This is a genomic window from Leptothoe sp. LEGE 181152 (assembly GCF_032906605.1).
In the GTDB taxonomy this organism is placed as follows: domain Bacteria; phylum Cyanobacteriota; class Cyanobacteriia; order Phormidesmidales; family Phormidesmidaceae; genus Leptothoe; species Leptothoe turfae.
In genome coordinates, this window is record NZ_JASATU010000047.1 from 384,351 (window position 1) to 406,816 (window position 22,466).

General features: G+C 48.0%; 22 protein-coding genes and 1 pseudogene. 7 read left to right on the top strand and 16 right to left on the bottom strand.

Features of this window, described 5'->3' with window-relative positions; all coding sequences use genetic code 11:
* Positions 1–230: 230 nt before the first annotated feature.
* A complete protein-coding gene (infA, locus tag QGP82_RS24360; RefSeq protein WP_006276978.1) occupies positions 231–455 on the top strand; it encodes a translation initiation factor IF-1 in 225 nt (74 codons plus the stop codon).
* Between the two features lie 56 nt (positions 456–511).
* Here infA and QGP82_RS24365 read toward each other — a convergent pair whose 3' ends face one another.
* Positions 512–1,573, bottom strand: coding sequence for an N-acetyltransferase DgcN family protein (locus tag QGP82_RS24365; RefSeq protein ID WP_163661936.1), 1,062 nt, complete (start codon positions 1,571–1,573; stop codon positions 512–514).
* 128 nt (positions 1,574–1,701) lie between these two features.
* Positions 1,702–2,874 (bottom strand): chromate efflux transporter, encoded by a 1,173-nt coding sequence (gene chrA, locus QGP82_RS24370; RefSeq protein ID WP_163661934.1) that lies wholly within the window; start codon positions 2,872–2,874, stop codon positions 1,702–1,704.
* A gap of 97 nt (positions 2,875–2,971) precedes the next feature.
* Here chrA and QGP82_RS24375 point away from each other — a divergent pair, with 97 nt between their 5' ends.
* The gene (locus QGP82_RS24375) at positions 2,972–3,931 is read left to right on the top strand and encodes a LysR substrate-binding domain-containing protein (protein WP_163661932.1); all 960 of its coding nucleotides are present in this window, start codon (positions 2,972–2,974) and stop codon (positions 3,929–3,931) included.
* Between the two features lie 189 nt (positions 3,932–4,120).
* Here the strand turns inward: QGP82_RS24375 and hemJ are convergent, their stop codons facing one another.
* Positions 4,121–4,711, bottom strand: coding sequence for a protoporphyrinogen oxidase HemJ (gene hemJ / locus QGP82_RS24380; protein WP_163661931.1), 591 nt, complete (start codon positions 4,709–4,711; stop codon positions 4,121–4,123).
* 194 nt (positions 4,712–4,905) lie between these two features.
* Between hemJ and menB the strand changes: the two genes are divergently transcribed.
* Positions 4,906–5,739 (top strand): 1,4-dihydroxy-2-naphthoyl-CoA synthase, encoded by an 834-nt coding sequence (gene menB, locus QGP82_RS24385; RefSeq protein WP_163661929.1) that lies wholly within the window; start codon positions 4,906–4,908, stop codon positions 5,737–5,739.
* Between the two features lie 59 nt (positions 5,740–5,798).
* Here the strand turns inward: menB and QGP82_RS24390 are convergent, their stop codons facing one another.
* Positions 5,799–6,479: a hypothetical protein gene (locus QGP82_RS24390; protein WP_499061294.1), complete on the bottom strand. Its 681-nt coding sequence runs from the start codon at positions 6,477–6,479 to the stop codon at positions 5,799–5,801.
* A 108-nt stretch (positions 6,480–6,587) separates the two neighbouring features.
* Entirely contained in the window at positions 6,588–7,061 is a 474-nt protein-coding gene (locus QGP82_RS24395) for a hypothetical protein (RefSeq protein WP_163665170.1), read from the bottom strand.
* Positions 7,062–7,182: 121 nt separating this feature from the next.
* Between QGP82_RS24395 and QGP82_RS24400 the strand changes: the two genes are divergently transcribed.
* Both QGP82_RS24400 and QGP82_RS24405 read left to right on the top strand, forming a co-directional pair.
* The gene (locus tag QGP82_RS24400) at positions 7,183–7,965 is read left to right on the top strand and encodes an aminoglycoside phosphotransferase family protein (RefSeq protein WP_499061295.1); all 783 of its coding nucleotides are present in this window, start codon (positions 7,183–7,185) and stop codon (positions 7,963–7,965) included.
* Positions 7,966–8,086: 121 nt separating this feature from the next.
* A complete protein-coding gene (locus tag QGP82_RS24405; RefSeq protein ID WP_163661925.1) occupies positions 8,087–8,647 on the top strand; it encodes a DUF6891 domain-containing protein in 561 nt (186 codons plus the stop codon).
* Positions 8,648–8,683: 36 nt separating this feature from the next.
* Here QGP82_RS24405 and QGP82_RS24410 read toward each other — a convergent pair.
* The 6 genes and pseudogenes from QGP82_RS24410 to QGP82_RS24435 form a co-directional block, all read right to left on the bottom strand.
* A pseudogene (locus QGP82_RS24410) lies at positions 8,684–8,988 on the bottom strand (Uma2 family endonuclease); the annotation flags it as partial.
* An 85-nt stretch (positions 8,989–9,073) separates the two neighbouring features.
* A complete protein-coding gene (locus QGP82_RS24415; protein WP_499061296.1) occupies positions 9,074–10,435 on the bottom strand; it encodes a cytochrome c biogenesis protein in 1,362 nt (453 codons plus the stop codon).
* Between the two features lie 42 nt (positions 10,436–10,477).
* Positions 10,478–11,218 carry a cytochrome c biogenesis protein CcdA gene (locus QGP82_RS24420; RefSeq protein WP_163661920.1) on the bottom strand — a complete coding sequence of 247 codons (741 nt, stop codon included), beginning with the start codon at positions 11,216–11,218 and terminating at the stop codon, positions 10,478–10,480.
* Between the two features lie 84 nt (positions 11,219–11,302).
* Positions 11,303–12,664, bottom strand: coding sequence for an FtsW/RodA/SpoVE family cell cycle protein (locus tag QGP82_RS24425; RefSeq protein WP_499061297.1), 1,362 nt, complete (start codon positions 12,662–12,664; stop codon positions 11,303–11,305).
* A gap of 150 nt (positions 12,665–12,814) precedes the next feature.
* The gene (locus tag QGP82_RS24430) at positions 12,815–14,401 is read right to left on the bottom strand and encodes an NAD(P)H-quinone oxidoreductase subunit 4 (RefSeq protein ID WP_163661917.1); all 1,587 of its coding nucleotides are present in this window, start codon (positions 14,399–14,401) and stop codon (positions 12,815–12,817) included.
* 257 nt (positions 14,402–14,658) lie between these two features.
* A complete protein-coding gene (locus tag QGP82_RS24435) occupies positions 14,659–15,603 on the bottom strand; it encodes a class I SAM-dependent methyltransferase (protein WP_499061298.1) in 945 nt (314 codons plus the stop codon).
* Positions 15,604–15,857: 254 nt separating this feature from the next.
* On the opposite strand from QGP82_RS24435, the gene QGP82_RS24440 reads away from it, so the two are divergent.
* Positions 15,858–18,479, top strand: coding sequence for a M1 family aminopeptidase (locus QGP82_RS24440; RefSeq protein WP_499061299.1), 2,622 nt, complete (start codon positions 15,858–15,860; stop codon positions 18,477–18,479).
* A gap of 163 nt (positions 18,480–18,642) precedes the next feature.
* On the opposite strand, the gene QGP82_RS24445 is transcribed toward QGP82_RS24440, so the two are convergent.
* Positions 18,643–19,257 carry a phycobiliprotein lyase gene (locus tag QGP82_RS24445; protein WP_499061300.1) on the bottom strand — a complete coding sequence of 205 codons (615 nt, stop codon included), beginning with the start codon at positions 19,255–19,257 and terminating at the stop codon, positions 18,643–18,645.
* Between the two features lie 117 nt (positions 19,258–19,374).
* Here QGP82_RS24445 and QGP82_RS24450 point away from each other — a divergent pair, with 117 nt between their 5' ends.
* The gene (locus QGP82_RS24450; RefSeq protein WP_499061301.1) at positions 19,375–19,746 is read left to right on the top strand and encodes a nucleotidyltransferase family protein; all 372 of its coding nucleotides are present in this window, start codon (positions 19,375–19,377) and stop codon (positions 19,744–19,746) included.
* Positions 19,747–19,852: 106 nt separating this feature from the next.
* Here the strand turns inward: QGP82_RS24450 and QGP82_RS24455 are convergent, their stop codons facing one another.
* The 4 genes from QGP82_RS24455 to QGP82_RS24470 form a co-directional block, all read right to left on the bottom strand.
* The gene (locus QGP82_RS24455; RefSeq protein ID WP_499061302.1) at positions 19,853–20,230 is read right to left on the bottom strand and encodes a DUF8738 domain-containing protein; all 378 of its coding nucleotides are present in this window, start codon (positions 20,228–20,230) and stop codon (positions 19,853–19,855) included.
* 94 nt (positions 20,231–20,324) lie between these two features.
* Entirely contained in the window at positions 20,325–20,774 is a 450-nt protein-coding gene (locus tag QGP82_RS24460; RefSeq protein ID WP_499061303.1) for an HNH endonuclease, read from the bottom strand.
* On the bottom strand, positions 20,693–21,013 hold the full coding sequence (locus QGP82_RS24465; protein WP_499061304.1) for a hypothetical protein: 321 nt from the start codon (positions 21,011–21,013) through the stop codon (positions 20,693–20,695). Before QGP82_RS24465 ends, QGP82_RS24460 begins: the two co-directional genes overlap by 82 nt.
* Before the next feature lie 258 nt (positions 21,014–21,271).
* Positions 21,272–22,276 carry a DUF8738 domain-containing protein gene (locus tag QGP82_RS24470; protein WP_499061305.1) on the bottom strand — a complete coding sequence of 335 codons (1,005 nt, stop codon included), beginning with the start codon at positions 22,274–22,276 and terminating at the stop codon, positions 21,272–21,274.
* Positions 22,277–22,466: the final 190 nt, after the last annotated feature.

The following is a 22,466-nucleotide window of genomic DNA, read 5'->3' on the forward strand; positions in this document are numbered from 1 at the left end:
TATTAGTAGACATCTATTGGCGGACCATTTCATAGCAATTTGGGTATCGTTTGTTAATCTTATAACGGTGGTTCCATTGTCTAGAACAAGGGACAATCGTGAGAGATTTAAATTGCACTAGCGATGTCAGCAGTTATTCTAACGTGTTCAAGTAGCTGCTATTGGAGCGGGTGGACGGTGAAGTCTGTCCGCTTCGTGTTTGATTATTGATTGAATTGAGGATTAGCTAATTGTCTAAGCAAGATTTAATTGAAATGGAAGGGACTGTTACCGAATCTCTTCCCAACGCTATGTTTCGAGTGGATTTAGATAATGGGTTTAATGTATTAGCTCATATTTCTGGCAAAATTCGTCGTAATTACATCAAGATTTTGCCAGGAGATCGGGTTAAGGTTGAACTAACTCCCTATGATTTGACTAAGGGCCGCATTACCTATCGTTTGAGGAAAAAGTAGGTTGTTCTAAATGCTTAGTTTTGAGTTTTGGGTTATTGTATCTAAGCTCAATAGAGTTAGGTATTTAGAATAACGTCGAGGATTGGAGATGGGCTAAAACGGACAACATCTGTACAAGGTAGTCCGGTCGTTTCTGATAAGTTTGAAATTGCATTTCTAGCCTCATCTTCACTGACTCCAAATGTATTCAAAGCAATGCCTACCATTCGAGGTGCTCTGTAGGTTCCACCTGCATGAGCTACAGTTTCATAGAGATTAATCACCTCTTGCATAGGGGGGATAGTAAAGTCTGGAAAGTGTTGAATGCGCTCTAGATTAATTTTGTGTACCAAGACAAGATGGGTTGGCTGAGTGCCCCGTAGTAAGGGTAATGTGGCAGTCGAGGCTGGATTGAGCAAAGAGCCTTGACCTTCTACATAGAGCACATCATTTTGGGCGCTATGGTCGAGGACAGCTTGTTCTACTGCCCCGGCTGCAAAGTCTACGCGCACAGCATCGAGGGCTATGCCTGGAGCCCCAAGCATTAGAGCTGTTTGACCAGTAGCAATGAGCTGTGATCGAAGGCCTTTTGCCTGCGTGGCGCGGTCCAGTTCAATACATGTAGACATTTTGCCAACTGCCATGTCAGTTCCAACTGCTAATACGCGACGGCAATGGTTTAAGTCGCGTGCTTTGCCTGACCCAACGGAAAGCCCAGGTATTTCCTGGCGCATGTCCCAAATCCACTGGTCGGGGTAGCGGGTTCGGTCAAGATACTTAGTCAACGTCGGATCATCGTTGAAGTAGGTGTGGAGACCGTTCATCACATTCAGGCCTGCTGCGATCGCAACCCTCACATCTTCCAGCCATGGTTCTGGTAAACGACCTCCAGATGGAGCAAGTCCAATAGCCAGTACATCGGGCTGATAGTGCAAAGCGGCTGCCATCGTGGCCACGATGGGTACATCTCGATTGATGCCGGTAAGTTCTTGAATCGATTGATCCGCACAGGTTTCATCCACAACAACGGCAATGGGATTCTGGCTATAGCGCAGCAGGGCAAGCCCGGTTTTACCCTTGGCTCCAGTAATGCCGTTGTGAAGCAGGATCGCAATGCGATGGTGAGGTTGGAGATGCATAGTAGGGAGACACGTGGGTAAGAAAAGATTTGAGTTCTAAATTATGAGGTTTATTACTCACGGATTTTCGTGCCGTGTAAAACGTTTTAACCGGAATCACTTAAAACTCAGCACTTAACACTCAAAACTTAAGCTCCTCCTAAGAGGGGATAGCCGATGAGACCCACCGCAGCACCGCCTAGAATGAGTTTCCATGCGGTAACTTTGAAACGGATAATGGCGATTAGTGATGCGATCGCAACCACCCCAGCCAAGATCGATAGCGCCCAAGTTTCTCGCCCAAATGCCGTTTGCCCTAAGGGGATGGCCGCTGCCATAATCGCGCCGACTACAGCTGGTTTAATACCCTTTAGAAATGCCTGGACCCAAGTATTTTGTCGTAAACGAACCAAAACAGGAGCTGCCAGCATAATAAATAGAAACGATGGCGTAAAAATGCCTATGGCAGAAATAAGTGCTCCAAAAAAACCAGCCATTTTATACCCCACAAATGCCGCTGTGAGGACGACAGGGCCAGGACTAAGCTGTCCGATAGCAACGCCATTGATAAAGTCAGCAGTAGATAGCCAACCTAAACGTTCCACCACCTCGAACTCCAACAGCGGGATAATGACTAATCCACCGCCAAAAATAAGTGTTCCTACCTGTAGGAAAAACGTAAATAAAGGCCAGCCATATTCTGGTAAGCGTTCAGTTCCCCAAAAACTAGGCTGCAATGTTGCCAATAATCCTAAGGGGGCGACGCTATTGAACCGGAGACTTTTAGAGCCATATAATCCAATCCCTAATAGTCCTGCCAGCAAGAATAAAACCAGGGTGCTGAGATTGCTGAATGTGCTTGCCAAAAAAGCCATAGCAGCAATTGTTATCCCTATCCAGTTCTGAATAGATTTGCGGCCTAACTTATAACAAAAGCCCAGAATGATGGCGATCATGACAGGCGATAGCCCAAAAAATAGAGCGATTAGCTGGGGTAGCTGTTGAAACTGAAAGTAAACCCAGCTTAGAGTTACCACAATCAAGAAGGCTGGTGTAATAAATGCCAGACCTGCTACCAAAGCCCCCAACCAACCAGCATAAACATAGCCGGTGTAAATACCCATCTGAGTCGAGGCTGGGCCTGGAAGCATTTCACATAACGCCAGACCATCGCTAAACTCATCAGCATCAAGCCAGCCGCGTTGCTCAACTGCCTCATCGTTAATCATGGCAATGTGAGCCTGGGGACCTCCAAAGCCAATAGCACCTAACTTTAGAAACAATTCAGACAATTCTTTAAGTCGATTTATCTGACTATTCATAGAAAAAGTCCACTCTAATAGGTTTCTTTGATAGAATAGACTCTATCGAAGGATACGTGACGATTGATTACCGCTAGCTGCAACGAGGACTCAGACCGTGATTCATGCGACGCTCCATCAGCTCAAGGTATTTGAAGCAACTGCGCGCCACGGTAGTTTTACCCGTGCAGCCGAAGAACTTTATTTAACCCAGCCAACAGTATCAATACAAGTCAAGCAGCTTACAAAAGCTGTAGGATTGCCATTATTTGAACAAATTGGTAAGCGGTTATACCTGACCCAGGCTGGTAAAAAGCTACTAGAAACCTGTCAAGAAATTTTTCAAGGGCTATCTCAGTTTGAAATGTCCATTGCCGATCTTAAAGGCATGAAACAGGGGCGCTTGAGTATAGCTGTCATTACAACTGCCAAATATTTCGTTCCACGCCTGTTAGGACCATTTTGCAAGCGCTATCCTGGCATTGACATTTCGCTCAAGGTGACAAATCACCAAAATATTCAGGAGCGTATGATCAATAATCGGGATGATTTGTTTATTTTCAGCCAACTGCCCAGCCAGCCTGATCTCAAAACTTATCCCTTTTTGGATAACCCGCTGGTGGTAATTGCGCCTACAGATCATCCACTGGCTGGCAAAGCAAATATACCGATTGAGGCCTTAAATAACGAGCCCTTCATTATGCGTGAGCCAGGTTCAGGTACTCGCGAAGCGGTACAAAAGCTATTTGCCGCTAATAATGTGGATGTAAAAGTCCGTCTTGAACTGGGTAGTAATGAAGCCATTAAGCAAGGGATTGCTGGTGGTCTAGGTGTTTCGGTCCTATCCCAACACACCATTATTTCTGAAGGCACGAGTGGTGAATTTGCCATTCTTGATGTTGAAGGTTTTCCCATTCCTCGCCAGTGGTATGTTGGTCATTTAGCCGGTAAGCAGCTTTCTGTAGTAGCTGAAAGCTTCTTGACATACTTGCTAGAGGAAAGTCCTGCTATGGCTAAAAAGTTTTTACCAGGTCTGGGGCAACCAATGCCAAACCAGGAAGCCGTAGTGGTTGGCTGAGACTTTATCAAGCCAATATAAAGTTCACATTTGACAACTGGTTCAAAGTCGAAACCTGATAGTTTATGACATCTCTTGGGATGCCAAATACTGCTACTCAGGCAGCTATCGTACAAGGCATTTCCCCTAGAGCTGTAACCTGCAAAAGTTTATTGTTTTTTGCAGGTTAGTCAATACCATATCCCATGGCTAAGATGACAAGGCCTGTTTCGTCTTGTCAGTAGCCTCTGCCACTTCTCGTTCTTTATCTAAGCGACGCTTTCGGGCATAGAGCTGAATAGTTGCCAAAAACGAAATAGTTAAAGCCACAATCAACCATGTGGTGGCGCTAGTGGGAAACTGGTTCTTAAAGATGACCAGCATGACAATGATCACCAGTAATAAAGTGGGTCCCTCATTAAAGAGCCGCAACGTTTTACTGTTCCACATACATTCGCCATTTTCTAACTGCTTAATTAAGCGACCACAGTAAAAGTGATAGATCAATAGCAATCCTACAAAGCCAAGTTTGGCGTGCATCCACCCCTGATGAAGATATTCAGGCATAACTGTGAGTAAGCCTATGGCCATGGCCACAGTTAACACCATGGCTGGTGTAGTGATGATGTTATACAGCCGCTTTTCCATAATGCTGTATTGCTTTTTCAAAATACTTTGAGCGGGTTCAATCTCCATGTCAGCCTCGACATGATAGATGAATAAACGTGCCAGATAGAAAAGACCTGCAAACCAGGCCACGACACCAAAAATATGAAATGCTTTGAACCAGTAGTAAGCCATGAATTTGCACAGTGGGGCTAAAACTTGAAGCCACTATTTTTCTCTAGCGACTATTCTCCCGTAAATGTCATGGTTTTGACTGCTGCGATCTGGCTTTGTAACGGCCTTGTAATGATTAGAGAATGGTGAGTGGTGAGTAGTGAATGGTAGGGTGGGCATTGCCCATCGGGCGATCATTCACCAGCAGACACACCATGCAAGTTGATTGGCAATCTGTCAAAACCTATGAGGATATTTTTTATCACAAGGCCAATGGCATTGCGAAGATCACCATTAATCGTCCCCACAAACGCAATGCCTTTCGCCCCAAAACAGTATTTGAACTCTACGAAGCTTTTTGTGATGCGCGAGAAGACACCTCCATCGGTGTTGTTCTGTTGACCGGAGCGGGTCCCCACACCGATGGCAAGTATGCCTTTTGTGCAGGTGGTGACCAGAGCGTGCGTGGTAAAGCAGGCTATGTAGGGGCTGATGGCATTCCTCGATTGAATGTGCTAGATCTGCAGCGGCTGATTCGATCCATGCCCAAGGTAGTCATTGCCCTGGTGGCAGGCTATGCCATTGGCGGTGGCCATGTATTGCATTTGATTTGTGACCTGACCATTGCTGCGGATAATGCCATATTCGGTCAGACTGGCCCTAAGGTGGGGAGTTTTGATGGGGGCTTTGGGGCTAGCTATCTGGCCCGCATTGTCGGTCAGAAAAAAGCGCGCGAGATCTGGTTTCTCTGTCGTCAGTACGATGCCCAACAGGCACTGAATATGGGACTGGTAAACCATGTTGTCCCCGTGGAACAGCTAGAAGCAGAAGGCATTCAGTGGGCACAGGAAGTTCTTCAAAAAAGCCCTACTGCCATTCGCTGTCTTAAGTCCGCATTTAATGCCGACTGCGATGGTCAAGCTGGTCTGCAAGAATTAGCGGGTAATGCTACGTTGCTGTATTACTTGACAGAAGAAGGTGCTGAAGGAAAACAGGCTTTTCTGGAAAAACGTCCGCCTGATTTTAGCCAATATCCCTGGCTGCCTTAGTTATAGGCTATTGGGCAATAACTATTGAGCAATAACTATTGAGCAATCCTGATTCCACCTCAGTTTGTGTGAGGGGATGTAATCAACGGTCTCCGTCCATTGAGAGAAGAGGCAATTAACAAATTACGCATCCAGTCGTCATGATATCGGAAGCCATTGAGTTTCTCAAAGGGACACAAACAGCCTCCATTTTGCTGCTGAGTTTTACGACAGAATGGATGAAAGTTCCACAGCATCGCCATGGAGCGAACGGATAACTCAGCAGCCTCCCAAGCCCCATGAAAATCTTGCATGGCATAGAGTGCCCGGTCGAGATAGTTCATGGGGCGATCCACCTGATTACTGGTGCGATAGGCATTAGGAAAGTCGAAGGCTCTCTGGAAAAATAGAGATTTTTCTCTGAGTCGTTGTAACCGGTCATGGATGGCGTCGGGAAGCTCCACCGATTGTGTCCATTCGAGAAAACGACGCAATCGCTGAGCAAATTGACGTTTGCTGGTGGCGTGATAGATATGCCAAAGCTTGTCGGTTAAGCAGGTGCGTAACTCAGGCTTAGAGCGACACCAATCACGCACTTTAATCACCTCATGTAGAAAGCATAGAATCCAGGTGATGCCAGGAAATAGGGTTTCCCAGGCTCGACGAGTCGCGTCCCATCCATCGGTGGTGACTGTCTCAGGTCGATAGTCAGGGGCATGGTCGCTCATCTCTCGCTCAAAGTCCCCATACGCCGCTTGCAAGTCCTCGTATCCAGCCGTTGGGCTCAGATGCCCACAATACACCCCTTAGCCGCTGTCACCACCCAATAGATACGCTCTCCTTGATGGCTACCATGTTTTCATCGGCCACTAGATGGGGGGGAGCGACTCTTCTGTTTTCAACGTTGTTCCGACAATGGATGCTCGGCCAAGAGATTGACACAACCGATACCAATGCATCTCCGAGCGGCCCAATACGTAAGCAATCCCATCATAAGAGAGGCCATGCTTTCTCAAATACATTGCTTTGCCTGCTAGCTCAGACGTTTCACTCATATAAGGCGTGACGAAATCGGGACGCAGTTGATAGGCTGTTTTTTGTTTGGGAAGATATATACGACGTGTTTTCAGGTGCTGACGAGCTGAGGTCACCCACCCATGAAACCGATATCCCTCCTCAATTCCCTCGGGGAACAGCTCCGGATAGCTGGCTATTTGCTCGTTCAGGTACTCTCGGTAGGCCTCACGGTCCTCAACCAACTGGTCATAATCAATGCTATCGGCGATGGGCAGGCAGATCGTTTTATCCCCTGCTGTCCCTCGTTGCTTGCGTTTGGCCATCATACTTGGCCTCCAAACTCGATGACCTTATGATATCCAAACAAACTTAGTTGGAACTAGGAGCAATCGAACAACCTACTATGGATTTTGAGCAGAAACCTTTAGTGTTGATTGAAACTCTTTTATGGAACTGTTCGACAGCCAAAACAGTGATGTTGCTGTCTTAGGTAATGTTGTAATTCGTCGTCCTCGAAATATTGAAGCGGTCGCAGGAGTTCGTCAAGAAGTGTCTGTTTTACCACGACTTCGTAACCTGCTTGTTCTGCCAGTTCCCGTTATGCAAATCGTAGAGGTTGGAGATGAAATTGTGACCCTTCATTCCCGACTTCCAGGTGAACCGCTATGGTCAGTGCAAAATCTTAGCAACTTAACCCAAGAGCATCTAGCAACTCAGCTTGGTAGTTTCTTGAAGTCTCTACATGAGATCGAGTCAGTTGTCTTGGGTGATATTGATTTACCCTGCATCGATCAAAGATGGTGGACGAATTTTCTCGATAAAGCAGAGCGATTTGTTTTTCCTAAGGTAACTTCTACGACTGCCAAAGTTTTGCGTTCTCAAATTCAATCCCATATCGAGCAACTGCCGAACCTGCCTTGTGTGCTGCGACACGGTGACTTTGGTTCGAGTAATATTCTGTGGGACGGTGAAAAGAATATCACGGGTGTTATTGACTTCGGTTCATTAGGGTGGGGTGATCCTGGTTGGGACATAGCAGGGCTGTTTGCCAGTTATGGCAGTCTGTTTGTTGAGCAGCTTGACTTAACTTATCCGGTAGTTGGATCATTACTGGAGCGATCGCCTTTTTATCATCAGATGTTTGCTTTGATGGATGCAGTTTTCGGTGTTGAACACGCAGATGACGAAACTCTGAACGATGGATTGGATACACTGAAGCGAATCGCTTAACCTAGCGATATAACCGCAGTCGAAGGCGATTAAAGATGCTCGGTCGAATAACAAGGCTATTAATCGCCGCTGGACTCAATCGGTATGTTGCTGATTCCACTCGCGTATCTGAATCATCACGATGCTCAGTTCAGAAACCGTTCAAGAAATTGCCGCTTTGGTTCGCTCAGGGTTCTACCGCAAGAACCGCCTGATGGATATCTTCTGCGAGGAGATGTACGCGCCTGGAGACCTTGAGCCAGACGAAGTGTCGGCGGCAATTGACGTTGAATTCGAAACATGGGAAGCGGAAAAACAAACATGGCCCGAGGTGACTGATTGTGATCGCCTCGATTCAGCTTTTGCCGCAATCAACGAACGCGGGATTATCGCATTACAAAATGCGGGCTACACGCAAAGCGATGGCTATGAAGACTTTCTTGATGCTTATGAGAATCACCCGAACAAGTCGTCAGTTCTGGGTTATTGCTTCTATCACGGACAGGACCTTGAACGTGCTGTGTATGGTGGTGGCCTGTACTTCGCGTTTGGCCCAGTCGATCCAACTGAGGAAGAAACCAAGGGGCCGGAAATCGGAAACGTTATTCGTGAAGAACTTGAACGTGTTGGCCTGAAAGTCGATTGGGATGGAACGTTTGCCAAGAGGCTAGGCGTGCCCAAATTGGAATGGCAACGGCGTTAATTCATAAAAAGTCGCATAACAAATCGATGCACCTGAAATGTCTTGAGGATAAGGATGACGATTGTCGTAGGTAGACTCTGGTAACCGAACAATAGCTATATCTGGCTCCGGTTCGGAAGCTGCCAAAGTGATGGGACTATTGAAGCGAACATCAGCCTTACCCTGGAGCAAAGTTTCTAGATAGCGAGAATCCCGTTTGGCAACATTGTAAGGGAGTGGGGTTTCCGGTGCCGTTTCGATGATGTCTCCCCCGCTAGCAGCTCCACCTGGCGATTATCTAAAATACCCGCTGCTACCATCTGGTGATAGTCGTTGATAGACCATTTTGCAAGGGTTTTCATTCTAGAACTGCTCCTGACTGGATAGGGTTCTCGATTATCTTGTTTTTAATATGGTTGGTGGCAATTGCCCCATAGAAAATGTTCTCTAGAAAACGACTAATTCCTCCGTTGGTTCGGCATCTGCCTGAGTGCTTAGTTCATCCAACACTGCGACTAATTCTCGCTCAAACACCACCTGAGCCCGGTTAGTCCGGCCTCCCACATAAAGCTGATTCCCTTCTTGTAATGCCCAAACTTGAGAGTGGGAGATATAGCTCATAACCACCCCCAACATCAGTAACGCAAAGCCTAAGTAAACAAAGGGTACACCTGGATCTGCTTTGATCTGGAGGCCAGTACTGCCAATAATCTCAGCCACTGATAGAGTCACCCCATTAACGTCCACCGACATGCCTTCTCGCACCGTGGAAATTAGCTCACCTTGCTCGTTGTAAACCAACAAAGTTCCCTGTAAATCTTGGGTAATCAGCGATACGCCAGCACTCATGTCGGGTTTGGTGGGTACCCAAGTTCCCCAAAGCTTGCCACCATCTTCAGTGGCTATGGGGGCCATGGGCAATTGCAAAATGGGACTATTATTGACTTTCACCCGCACTCCTGCAATGGACCAATCCGCTTGGTACATGGTGACATTGCGATAACGTAGGGGCTCATTCACCCATACGGTTTTACGTTTAACTTCGTCACCTTGGTCGTTCAGAACCGATAGGTCTGAGTAAAACTGATCAACACGTCCTTCAGGGCTGTAGTCAATCCAAAAGCGATTCACTTTTACCGACCAATCTTTGGGAATTTGAGGACCTGCCCAAGGTCCGGCATCAAAAATGTTTTGCACTGTAAATGTATTGCCGCTGGGTACCATCTCCTGGGCAAAGAACCCGGTCATGGCTCCATACATGGCTCCCAGCAAAATGATCAGCATGCTGGCATGAACCAAGATGGGACCGATGCGCCCTGCTAAACCTTTATGGGCGTAGAGCATGGTGCCGTCTTTATGGAAGGTTTTGTAGCGTTTTTCTTCCAATAGTGCGGTGAGCTGGTCAAGAGAGCCCTGATTAATCTCGGTGCTGAGGGCCATTTTTTCAAACTGGCGCGGCTTGCTGTAGAAGTTCCAGGTGCGTGAAAACCACCTTAGGGCCGTAATTTGCCGCGTGAAAGTGCAGGCGGTGAGACTGCCGCCAAAGAGAATTAGCAGGGAGAGGTACCACCAAGTGCGATATACGTGGTCCAGGCCTGCTATGAGTAGTACTTTCCAGCTAAGAAAACCGAATAGAGCTGGGTCTTCTGGATAGTTCTGTTGATAAAAGGCTAGGCTTTGCCCTTGTTCGATGACGGTACCCAGGATGCTGAATACGGCAATCACCAGCAGCAAAACGATGGCAAGACGCAAATCTGCAAGCAGAGGAATCAGTTCTTTTTTAAAATAACGTTTGAGGGCAGCAGGCATAGGAAATGTTGATGGAGAGACGTTGTATGTAACGTCTGTATATTAGGCAACTGGCATAAACCGTGATACCAGTGAAAAGACGCCAAAGCCAATGAGCAGAATACCGCTAGTAGGAGTGATCCAACCAGACCATTGGCGAATGGTCAGAATTTTTTTGATCGAAGCTGTGAAAATACCGGCAATGACCAGCGGGGTAACATACCCGATCGTATAAGCCAGTAACAGAGAGCTACCCAGAATCGGATCGCCTTTTTGACCAACCCAGGCCAATAATGTGGCAAGCACTGGGGTACTACAGGGTGAGGCCACTAAGCCGAAGGTGAGACCGAGCAAGTAGGACTTTAGCGATCGCGGAATATTGTTTTGCATAAAGTCCATGCCGCTGTAGGACGGCAAAGGCGGTAGCGGTAAAGCTTCGAGGAGATTGAGGCCCATGATGATTGCGATCGCACTCACCACAATGGGCAAGCCCACACCTACCTGACCATAGACCCAGCCCAGACTGCTGGCCACCACACCTAGCCCAGCCAGGGTAGTGGCTAAACCCAAAGCAAACCAGCTAGATTGGCCAACGGCCTGCCAGCGATTCTCAAGCTCATAACTGCCCATGTAGCCCACTGTGATCGGCAGCATGGACAACATGCATGGTGTCAGGCTGGTGAGTAAACCAGCCGCCATAATAATGGCAACACTGGCCAACGAAAGATGGTTTAGCTGAGCGCCTACCCACTGATTAGCCAGCTGACTAAGGTTATAAAGACTGAGCTGAAGCGTTTCCCACATAAAAAATCGGGCTGCAAATCAACGTTACCTACGGACCCCTGTCCATAGCTTCTTAACTTTCCTAATTGTAGTTGTATCGAAACATTAAATGCTTCGTATTCGCTTACGTTTGCGGATGGGCTTGCTACTGAGCTTTGGTTTTGCATTCACTTCAGGGTGAATCCGTGTGGGAGGACGAGGGCGAAAAATTCGTTTGTCAGGTATCTGCTTAGCTTTAGTAGGCGCTGTTTGAGGCTGTTGCCCATGGCGACGACGACGACTGCCAGGTCGATAACGCCTGGGACGAATGGGTTGCTCAGTCATCGCCACAATATCTGCTTCATGTGCCTCACGGGCAACGCGAATCAAGAGCCCAGCAATCACTAAGCTAGACATCATCGAGCTACCGCCGTAACTCATCATGGGGAATGGTAGGCCAGTGGTGGGTAAAGAGCCCGTTGCTACTCCAATATTGATCAGAGACTGGCCCACTAGTAATACCATGCAACCAATGGCAATTAGGCGATTAACTGATGATTTTGCTTTCAGCGCTACTAGCAGGGCAACGGTGCTAAAAACCGCTAAAAACAGCAGCAGCATGACTGCCCCGATAAAGCCAAATTCCTCGGCGTAGACCGAAAAAATAAAATCAGTATATTGAATCGGTAGATACCCCAGCTTCTGCTGACCCATGCCAAAACCGGTACCCCATAGACCACCAGAACCAATGGCGTAAAGACTCTGCACCAGCTGATAGCCATTATCACTTGCCTGGGCCCAGGGATCTAAGAATGAGATAATCCGCTCCCGTTGGTAGGCCTTAATGCTAATACTCAGTAAAGCAGCGACTACCCCAGTTCCAGCTGTCATCATCAGTTGCCCATAGGGACGGCCCGACGCCCAAGCAATCAGCCACAGCGTAATGCCACAAACAGCAGTGGTGCTGAGATTAGGCTGCACCAAGATTGCTAACAAGCAAAGGGCAAATATTCCTAGCCATAGCCACCGCATCGTATTACGGAACCGGTGCCAGCGACCAAATAGTCTGGCACTCTGCAAAATCAAAAAGGGTTTTAGAAGTTCCGAAGGTTGAATCAGGAATGGTCCCAGTGGAAGCCAGCGGGTCGCCCCGTTAACAGTAACGCCCAAACCTGGAATATGTGTTGCCACGATTAATCCCAAACACACAAACAATCCCAGCCCAGAAAACTGCATGACTAGTCTGAGGGGATTGCGTGTAATCCACCGAGACATGAGGAGACCCACAAGAATCCATAAAATCTGGGCCTTGAAATAGCGGGCACCATCACCAACTTCTGCATCAGCCACTGGAAAGGATGCTGAAAATAGAACTACCAAGCCGATGAATAACCAAAGCATGGTCAACCATCGCAGTAGTCTTGCTTCCAGTGCCCAATCTCGCACCGAAAAGAAGTTAATGACACCTGCAAAGCGATTCAGATTCAATGTGATGATCTTGGTGTAGGAGTGCTTAAGAAATAAAGAAAACCATCGACCTTGTCAAGGGGTAACCTCGTAAAGATCGATAGTTTAGTAGAGGATAAGAATTTTTTCCATGTGTAGAGGCGTTCCATGGAACACCTCTACACACGGGACCTATTGGCCGATGGCTGGTGCCTTGGTGGTTGGGATATTGCCAATGGGTAGCGGCGGTTGCCGATCGGCAATGGCAAACAGCTCTGTACGCAAACTCTCGCTCACTTGCATCGTTTTAGCGTCATACACCTGAGTGAGTAGCTTTGGATAGAGGCCAAAGCCAACGATGGGAATCAGTAAACAAGCGATGATAAATACTTCGCGAGGTTCTGCATCAATCAGTGCCTGATGTTCGGTTAACTCCTTGTTCTCAGGACCAAAGAAGATTTCCCGTAACATGGACAGCAGATAGATCGGGGTCAAAATTACACCCACCGCCATCAGCAGAATCATCACCAGCTTGAAGTTAAAACTGTAGGCATCGCTGTTGGCAAAGCCTACAAAGACCATCAGCTCAGCTACAAAACCGCTCATGCCAGGTAAAGCCAGGGATGCCATGGAACAGGCTGTAAACATGGCAAAGATTTTCGGCATCTTGGTACCAACACCGCCCATTTCCGGCAGAATCAGTGTGTGGGTACGATCATAGGTCGCGCCCACTAAGAAGAACAGGCTCGCCCCAATCAATCCATGGGACACCATTTGCAGTACCGCACCGCTCATTCCAAGATTGGTAAAGGATGCAATACCAATGATCACAAAGCCCATATGGGAAATGGATGAGTAGGCGATCTTACGCTTGAGGTTACGCTGAGCAAAGGATGTCAGCGCCGCGTAAATAATATTGATGACGCCAAATAGGATCAGTCCGGGGGCCACGATGGCATGGGCATCGGGCAGCATTTCCACATTCATGCGAATTAGGGCATAGCCCCCCATCTTCAGTAGAATGCCTGCCAGTAGCATGTGCACTGGAGCTGTGGCTTCACCATGGGCGTCAGGCAGCCAGGTATGCAGTGGGAAGATGGGTAGCTTCACTGCATAGGCTACTAAGAATGCGGTATATAGCCAGAGCTGTAGGCGAATGGGAAATTCCTTAGCCATCAGTGCCTGCATGTCAAAGGTGACAGTGTCACCGTAGAAGGCCATGGCTAGGGCTGCTACCAAAATAAAGAGTGAACCGCCAGCGGTGTAGAGGATAAACTTTGTGGCTGCGTACAGACGTCGCTTACCTCCCCAAATTGACAGCAGCAAGTACACAGGAATCAGCTCCAGCTCCCATACCAGGAAGAAGAGCAGCATATCCTGCACTGCAAATACTGCAATCTGAGCGCCGTACATTGACAGCAGCAAGAAGTAGAAAAGCTTGGGTTTCAGGGTGACTGGCCATGATGCCAAGACAGCCAGGGTGGTAATAAAGCCGGTCAATAATACCAGCGGCATCGAGAGGCCATCTACGCCGACTGACCACTTGAGATCTAGGGCTGGCACCCAGCTGTAGCTTTCCACCAGTTGCATCCCGGAGCTAGTGGGATCATAAACAGTCACAAAGGCAGTGACAATTAGGGCAAAATCAATTAACCCAACAATGAGGGAATACCACCGTATTGTTTTGCCATCCGTATCTGGGATGAACGGCAAAATTAATGCTGCCACAATGGGCAGCAAGATGATGGTGGTTAACCAAGGAAATGTTACAAAGTCCATAGACGTTAGGGCCAGTTTCTAGAGCGTGGGCCAAATGATTTAGACCAAAGGTATTCAACATAGATTCTCAGCCAAGACAACGTGGCTGTAGGAATCAGGCTGTTTTATAGCTGCCAGGCGGCAACTGTCCAGCCTTGTTAACCACTGTAAGAATAAAAATATTGATTCCCAGCCATCTCCTGGATTTCTTAAAGGTGTGTAATCAGAACGTTACAAGTCATTAATAAAGTTGGTTGACTCTCAGCTTTGCCAGACAACTAGGCAGGCTTCTGGGCAATGACCACACGGTGCCGAGAGGTATTAATCGTCTGGCTCGGCTGAGCAAAACCTGCATCCATCAGCACCTGATGTAAATCCAGAGCAAAGTACTGATCGAGGTAGGGTTCTGTGCTCTTAAGTAGGGTGAGGACATAGCCAGGCATTTTCTTGTACACCTCCGACTGGGGATTCATGTCCATGATGGTGAAATGGCCACCGGCTCGTAGGATTCGATATCCTTCGTGGATGACATCCAGGGCTGCGGAAACAGGTAACTCATGGAATAGCAAAGACGCTGAGACTAAATCCACGGACTGATCAGCAAAGCCGGTCTTCTCGGCGGCGGCATGTATCCACTGGGGCGTTTTAAGGCCATCTGTAGCTGCATTTGCTTGGTACTGGGCTACGGTTAAAAAGTAGTCGGATAGATCTACACCGACGGTGGTTGTCTGGGGATAGGCCCGTTGCAATGCGCGGGTGCTGAGTCCGGTGCTACAGCCAATGTCCACGATGGTTTCGGGGGGTGTCGGTAATTTTTCAAGCAGGACATCAAGATGGCTTTGACGTAGACGCAAGTCGCCTTGGGCATCGCCTTCGGGCCACAGACGGGCATGGACGGCTTTGGCTGCCACCGATTCCTCTAGGGCAGGTTCCCAGCCAAGGTTGCCTTCTTCGTAGGCGTGAAAGCTGGTGAGGTAATAGTCGGGATAGGTGAGGTTGCGATCGCAAATTTCCTCTCTTTCCTTTTCCCAAGCCGGGTTAAATGGCTGATCACTACCTCGCGATCGCAGTTGGGCCACCTCATCTAGCCAATACACCCCAATAGATTCAGCCCGTTTGATCATCATGTTGCGGGCACGATCCTTAGCAAAATTGGCCAGGGGCTTAATGGCCAAGGCTCCATTGATCAAGCGGTTAATAGAGCGAGTCGCAATGGCGTTCATTTAACGGCACATCTCAAACACGTTTGTCCTATTTAGCTTAGAGCCACGGTCAATCGCTGAACTTTAAGTTTCCTCTCCAAAAACTAAAGATCTCGCTCCAGAGACACTTTAAATATCCCAAAGTGTAGCGGCGTAATCCTAGGGAAAACGTTAACCTAAATTGCTAATACGTTGCCCTTGATCCCTCGCCCTCAATCCTTTTCCCCAGGGAGCAGGGACTGGAGGATAGGGCCTTCACCCACCACAAATTCTCTATGTCCGTCGCTGCCTATTTCAATGCCGATGAAAACGGCCATAAACCCTTCGCGCTTCCCGGTGCATCGCCCCACTATAATCCTGACCGTCCTGGACAGGTTGAGCACATAGCCCTTGATCTAGACTTTGATATTCCTAAGAAAAGCTATAAAGGTACCTGTGCCATTCGCCTCAATCCGGTACGCAATGGGATTGAGAGTTTGACCCTTGATGCCGTTAGTTTGTCCGTCGATTCAATCACGATCGACGACGAGCAGCAGTCCTTTGACTATGACGGTGAACAGCTGCACATTCACCTCAATAAACCTACATTGGCGGGGCAGACGATTACCCTTGTCATTACCTATGGCGTGAAAGAGCCCCAGCGGGGCATTTACTTTATTGCACCCGACGAGCACTATCCTGAAAAGCCTTATCAGGTGTGGACCCAGGGGGAAGATGAAGACTCTCGTTTTTGGTTTCCCTGCTTTGATTACCCAGGTCAACTGGCGACATCTGAAGTGCGGGTACGGGTACCGAAAAAGTATTTTGCCCTGTCTAATGGAGAATTAATCTCTACCGAAGAGGATGGCAAAGCCAAAATCTATCACTGGAAGCTAGATAAGGTTCATCCTAGCTATCTGATGACGTTGGCCATTGGTGAATACGATAGCATTGAAGCCGAATGGCGCGGTCGTCCCGTGCGGTATTACGTGGCTAAAGGGCGCAAGGATCAAATTGAGCTGACCATGGGGAAAACGCCCCAGATGATGGAGAAATTTAGTCAGGTGTTTGGCTACGATTATCCGTTCTCCAACTATGATCAAGCCTGTCCAGCTGACTTCATCTTTGGTGGTATGGAGAACACGACCACCACGTTGCTGACCGATCGCTGTTTGTTAGATAAGCGGGCTGCTATCGATGACCTTCGGTCTGAAACGTTGGTGGCCCATGAGCTGGCCCACCAGTGGTTTGGTGATCTGATAGTTATTAACCATTGGTCCCATGCTTGGGTAAAAGAAGGCATGGCCACGTATTCAGAAGTATTGTGGTTAGAAGAAGCCTATGGCCGTGATGAGGCCATGTATTATCATCTCAACCATGCCCGTGCCTATCTCGCTGAAGATGCTAGTCGCTACCGTCGTCCGCTAGTTACTCACATTTATCGAGAGCCCATTGAGCTATACGACCGACATATATACGAAAAAGGCTCCTGTGTTTATCACATGATTCGTGAAGCCTTGGGGGATCAGTTGTTTACTAAAACGTTGAAAACTCTTCTCACCGAGAATGCCCACACCACTGTGGAAACGGTAGATGTATTACGGGCCATTGACAAAGCAACTGGCAAGAATCTCCGCTATCTGTTTGATCAATATGTTTATCGTGGTGGACATCCTGATTATTCCATTAGCTACAGCTGGGATGGCGATAGTAATCTTGTGAAGCTGATGGTGACTCAGACCCAGGTGGCCGATGGCAAATCCCAGGTGCAAGAAGGACTCTTTGACCTGAAGATTCCCATGGGGTTTGGCTATATTGAGAATGACACGGTCAATGTACAAACCGTAACCGTGAGAATTCACGAACGGCAGCAGGCCTTCTACTTCCCACTTCAGAAAAAGCCTGACTTTATTAGTTTTGATGTGGGCAACCATACTCTCAAAACCGTTAAGTTGGAGTACCCATTAAAAGAGCTCCAATCCCAACTCAAGTATGATCCTGATCCTATCTCTCGCGTATACGCTGCGAAGGCCATTGCTAAAAAAGGCACGTTAGAAGCGGTAGAGACCCTGGGCGCAGCCCTACTGAAAGATTCTTTTTGGGCGGTTCGAGCCGAAGTGGCCGAAGCCCTGGCTACGATTCAGCTGGATCAGGCCGTTGAGGGACTGTTGAAAGGGTTAGATGATCAGCATCCCAAAGTGCGTCGGGCAGTGGTAGATGCCTTGTCTGGGGTAAAAACAGCAGCGAGCTATAAGGCCCTGAAATCTGTTGTTGAAAACGGTGATGAGAGCTACTACGTTGAAGGTGCAGCGGCCACAGCCCTGGGTAAAGTGGGCTCTAGCACTTTAGACAAAGGTAAAAATAAAGAGAAAAAGACGCTTAAGCTACTGGAAATGGTGCTAGAAGAGCGCGCAGGTTGGAATGAAGTGGTGCGTTCAGGTGCTATGGGTGGTTTGAGTGTGTTCAAATCTTCAGAAGCAGCTCTAGATTTGTTGCTGCCCTACACCGAGATTGGTACTCCTCAAGCATTGCGGCTTAATGCAATTCGATCGTTGGGTAAGATTGCAGCGGGGCAGAGTAAGGTGAATTGCGATCTCATCCTAGATCGCCTCGAAGCCATTGCCCGCGAAGAGTTCTTCTTAACCCAGGTCGCTGTTGTCATGGCCTTAGGTCAAATGGAGGTCTCTGGTGCAGTGCGAGTATTGCAAGGGCTAGCGGAGCAAAGCCCTGATGGTCGCGTAAAACGCCGTGCTGAAGAAGCCATGGGTAAAGTGCGTAGGGCCATCGGTGCTGATCAGGCAGTCGATGAATTGCGCAAAGATCTTGATGAGTTGAAGCAGTTAAATCGAGATCTAAAGAGCCGATTGGAAACCTTGGAAGCCAAGGCGAAGGCCGAGAAGAAAACCAAGGAGAAATAAACATTTGTAGGGGCTGTCCTTGTGGCTGCCCCATCCATAACCATCGCCAAACGCCAGCTTATATTGAGATTACAAACCCAAAAATAATGGGGCTTCCCACAAAAGGATGCCCCTACGCAATTTTAGATACCTATGGCATAAGGGCATCCACAAGGAAGTGCCCCTACCAACCCATTGCTGCCAATTGTGATGTTTGGTCAAATGCCTCAACCGCTGCAGTATCTGCCAAAGGCGTTCCCTCGATTGCTTTGCCATCTACCACACGGGTTTCTGCGCAGAAGGATGCCGTATTAAACCCACCAAACCGTTTGACGATACTGCTACGCATCCGCAGATCAGGGGTGACAAACCAAAAGCGCTCGACAGAGCTCATGGTGTCATACTCGGTCTCTAGTATTAACCCGTCTTCATCATCCATTTCGTAGCGACCGACTACGGGTACGATTTCGGCATAACCGCGTTCACGCAGCAGACGACCCTTGCGAGAATTGTCCTGATCAGGAACCAATGCAAAAACTGTAGTCCCTTCATGGTTGCCTTCACCATCGCGGTCCCAGGCCATTTCACCATTCCAGGCAACATAGGCACCACCCACAGCTAATGCTGGATCGATTTCGTGGAGTTCGCAAATGGCAATGACTTTTTCGTTCGCTTTGTCGAGGGCTTCGACGGTAATGTTAGAGCCACCCAACTCAGCCCGTCGGAAGGGCAGGTGGTGGGTGGTTCGTTGGGATTGCCATTGTCCAGCGCTATGCTGGAAAAATTCCATTACATCCATAGGTGCATTGAGGATTTGATGCTTTTCCCTATGATAAACCGCTACGGAGAGGGTTTTCTATGGGTTGGGCAGTGAGGTCAGCTAAGATTGGGCTGGACCAAGTTTCAGGCTCGACTAGTGGCTAAAACTGCGTTAGAGGTGACACCAGAAGAATGGAAGCAGTACACGGTACCCAAAAGGCCAGTGTTTGCTGAAGTGATAGCGCGTTGGGAAAAGGCTTGGGAACTCATCCCTGAACTGACGGCACTGCTGAGAAATAGATTTGGTGCAACGCAAGTAAAAGTGTTCGGTTCTGCAATTAAGGCAGACTATTTTTCGCTGGATTCGGATATTGATCTGGTAGCTTGGGGTATTCCAAGTGAGCAGTATTATGATGCCTTTTTGGCTGTGATGGACTATAGCGAGGAGTTTAAGGTGGATTTGGTGAATCCAGAGACATGCCGTTCTTGGATTCTAGAATCAATTGACGAAGAGGGTATCGAAAGTTAGATAAGACTGTTGAGATCAGCGAATTACAACTAAAGAAAATCCGCCTCCCCTGCTTCTTCTGCCATTATTTACCGGTACATTCTTTCACACCAATCCCTTATCTTCTCTAAGGCGCACGACGAATTTGATCGCCGTTTAGGTTAGTGCGATAGATATAGGTCTCGTTTGTTTCTGTATCGATGGCTTCAACTTGCCAGCCTTCGGTAATGGCGGCGAGGCAGAGTTCAGTAGGTCCGCCGAGGCCAAGACAGCCGTCGGACCAGGTTTGGCGGCTGTGGTGTTGAATGCTGATTCGGTTGCTGGGGATGCTGAGATGGTTGGCGAGGTCAGTGCGAATTTGGGTTTGGATATCCGCCGATAGGGTGTCTGAGGGGTTATCGGCTATGGGCGTGCTGGAAATGGGATCGGGCTGGGTTGGCTCGGGTTGAAGCGTGCAGATGAGGAGGAGTGGGACACTGAGAAGTAGTAGGGCTATGGAGCGCATGGTTAGACCTGGTGAGGTGGATGGGTCTACTCTAGCTTCGGTATTTCTCCATCAGATTTTGGTTGCAGATTTGGAGACGAAGGCTTTTAGCAGCCTACTGAGCTTTCTTCACATCTTCTGCTGGAGGATGCCAACCACCCTGAATCCAATACTTTCTGGCATTAATAATTGCCCCTGCATCATGGTGATTATCATTCATGTCCAAACGATTACAGGTTGCTCGACCTTTTGAGTTGAGGCCTTCGATGCGCAATCCTTTATCTATCCATGCAAAATGGGCTGTCCATTTATCAATTCGTGGATTGAAAAGTGCATAGCTTTTTTGAGTAGTTGGGTCTATGCCATCGATAAAGTTGTATCGCCTTAAGTTGCATCGACGGCATGCTAACGCAAAATTTTCTAGCTGATCGGAACCATCTAATGATCTTGGCTGAATATGATCTATTTCAAAGCGATCTGGACTCAGGTATTCGGGGGAGTGGCAATATTCACAGAGGTATTTGGCTCGTTGTTGTACCAGTCGTCTAGTTTGCTCGGAGACCATGTTGCACTGGCACTGAGTTGGGCGTTAATGAAGGTAAAAATTCGGGAGAGTTCTGAAATGCCTGCCATTTCGGCTTCTTCGTCAGGAGTTAGTTGGCTTTCTTTGGCTCGTTGAATAAGTTCGTCTGACCGCTGCTGCAGTTCGGGAGTAAAGCGAAACACCATAAAATCACCGACTGGTACAACTTCCATACCAGATTGGATGAGCACTGATGGTTGGATCATCAATTGCGGTGTCATGGGTCTGCAAGGTTACTTCTATCCTGATTTTACTAAGCCCGTCAATATTCAACACGAGGCCTATGCTGATCTGTATCCTTACTCTCGAAGCACTATCCCAGGCTTGAGTAGATAGTGTGCCACTTGAATCAATGACTAAGCGAGTAGAACCAGAACCCCAAACGTAGGTTGGGTTGAGCTAGCGGAACCCAACATTGCGATCGCTCCAATTTTTCATATACGAAACCCACCAATTGCGATCGCAAATGATTGCAGCTCTTACCGCATCTCTTCCCAGCTGCGAATAATCGTCTGAAGCTGGCCTGGCAAATCATCCAGGCTGGCTTCAGCATAAAGCACCATACCCGTCGGAGCCATCAAAGCCACCGAGTCAAATTCAGTCCTGTCAGCCGTAGGAGAATAATACAGCCCCATAAAACTCTGAAAATTGTTCTCTTCTAGAAGGCTAAAGAAACCATCAATCTGTTGTTGGCTGAGGCTAATAATCTCGTTTTCCTCAGGTTGATCAAGCCGATACTGAGAATATGAAAGCTTCCCATCAATGTCTAATACGACAACTTCACGAGCCTTATCTGCCCCTCCCCCAGTACTCACACTTTGAAAAGTAGTATCAGTCTCTGAGAGCCCAGACATAGAGTCAGTAATCAAGTTTGGAATAACAGTATTCGTACTAGCCGCTTCATTTAAGAGAATCGTGTTGCCAAGATTGTCGGTGTGATAAATCCAGTGGTAATCACCATCGGTAACAATGGCCCGCCAGCCCATAATCGCAATTTCAGGGCAATCACCTGTTTCGCTGGGCAAACCGTAGCAACCATCCCAGACCTCCGGTTGAGCTTGGGTAATAGACAATGCCGGTTCACGTCCCTCAGCTTCCGTTACTTCGGTGTGTACCGTTTGCAAAATCCGAGCTTCGAGGGAAGGCGGCAAATTATTGTCCAACGTAGAACGACGTACCTGGTCGCCAGTCAGGTCAGTGCGATAAAAATAACTTTCGCCCGTTGGTGCAATCGCTTCCACTTGCCACCCCTCCGTCAGGGCCGCTAAGCATAACTCGGCTGGGCCACCCAACCCCAGACAGCCATCAAACCAGGTTTCATGACTATAACGGGCAATGTTGATTTGGTCAGTCGAGATGCCGAGATAGTTGGAAAGCCCCGTTTGAACACGGTTACGAACAGAGTCGGGTAGAGGTTGGACTTCAACTGTTTGCTCAATTTCTGGGGCAGTCATGATGTCTGGCCCAGGTGAGCTTTCTGGCATGGGAGCCTCAGCTAAGAGACACCCCATAAGGAATGAGGTTGTTAAACGCATGGGGCAAAGCATCAGGGAGAATTCATTTAAGAAAGGAAAGAATTGTTGGAATGTCATGAGCTAAGAATCGCCTAGCTTTGGTCAAAGAATGATAGCCATTATGCCGTGCAATATTGATGACCATATTACGGATAATGGA

What these genes read in the sequence shown, in the direction of transcription:
- QGP82_RS24470 (WP_499061305.1), bottom strand. Translation starts at nt 22,276, where the DNA reads ATGCCAGAAAGCTCACCTGGGCCAGACATCATGACTGCCCCAGAAATT.
- chrA (WP_163661934.1), bottom strand. Translation starts at nt 2,874, where the DNA reads ATGAATAGTCAGATAAATCGACTTAAAGAATTGTCTGAATTGTTTCTA.
- hemJ (WP_163661931.1), bottom strand. Translation starts at nt 4,711, where the DNA reads ATGGCTTACTACTGGTTCAAAGCATTTCATATTTTTGGTGTCGTGGCC.
- menB (WP_163661929.1), top strand. Translation starts at nt 4,906, where the DNA reads ATGCAAGTTGATTGGCAATCTGTCAAAACCTATGAGGATATTTTTTAT.
- QGP82_RS24365 (WP_163661936.1), bottom strand. Translation starts at nt 1,573, where the DNA reads ATGCATCTCCAACCTCACCATCGCATTGCGATCCTGCTTCACAACGGC.
- QGP82_RS24395 (WP_163665170.1), bottom strand. Translation starts at nt 7,061, where the DNA reads ATGATGGCCAAACGCAAGCAACGAGGGACAGCAGGGGATAAAACGATC.
- QGP82_RS24405 (WP_163661925.1), top strand. Translation starts at nt 8,087, where the DNA reads ATGCTCAGTTCAGAAACCGTTCAAGAAATTGCCGCTTTGGTTCGCTCA.
- QGP82_RS24400 (WP_499061295.1), top strand. Translation starts at nt 7,183, where the DNA reads ATGGAACTGTTCGACAGCCAAAACAGTGATGTTGCTGTCTTAGGTAAT.
- QGP82_RS24415 (WP_499061296.1), bottom strand. Translation starts at nt 10,435, where the DNA reads ATGCCTGCTGCCCTCAAACGTTATTTTAAAAAAGAACTGATTCCTCTG.
- QGP82_RS24420 (WP_163661920.1), bottom strand. Translation starts at nt 11,218, where the DNA reads ATGTGGGAAACGCTTCAGCTCAGTCTTTATAACCTTAGTCAGCTGGCT.
- QGP82_RS24465 (WP_499061304.1), bottom strand. Translation starts at nt 21,013, where the DNA reads ATGACACCGCAATTGATGATCCAACCATCAGTGCTCATCCAATCTGGT.
- QGP82_RS24435 (WP_499061298.1), bottom strand. Translation starts at nt 15,603, where the DNA reads ATGAACGCCATTGCGACTCGCTCTATTAACCGCTTGATCAATGGAGCC.
- QGP82_RS24455 (WP_499061302.1), bottom strand. Translation starts at nt 20,230, where the DNA reads ATGCGCTCCATAGCCCTACTACTTCTCAGTGTCCCACTCCTCCTCATC.
- QGP82_RS24460 (WP_499061303.1), bottom strand. Translation starts at nt 20,774, where the DNA reads ATGGTCTCCGAGCAAACTAGACGACTGGTACAACAACGAGCCAAATAC.
- QGP82_RS24445 (WP_499061300.1), bottom strand. Translation starts at nt 19,257, where the DNA reads ATGGATGTAATGGAATTTTTCCAGCATAGCGCTGGACAATGGCAATCC.
- QGP82_RS24430 (WP_163661917.1), bottom strand. Translation starts at nt 14,401, where the DNA reads ATGGACTTTGTAACATTTCCTTGGTTAACCACCATCATCTTGCTGCCC.
- QGP82_RS24440 (WP_499061299.1), top strand. Translation starts at nt 15,858, where the DNA reads ATGTCCGTCGCTGCCTATTTCAATGCCGATGAAAACGGCCATAAACCC.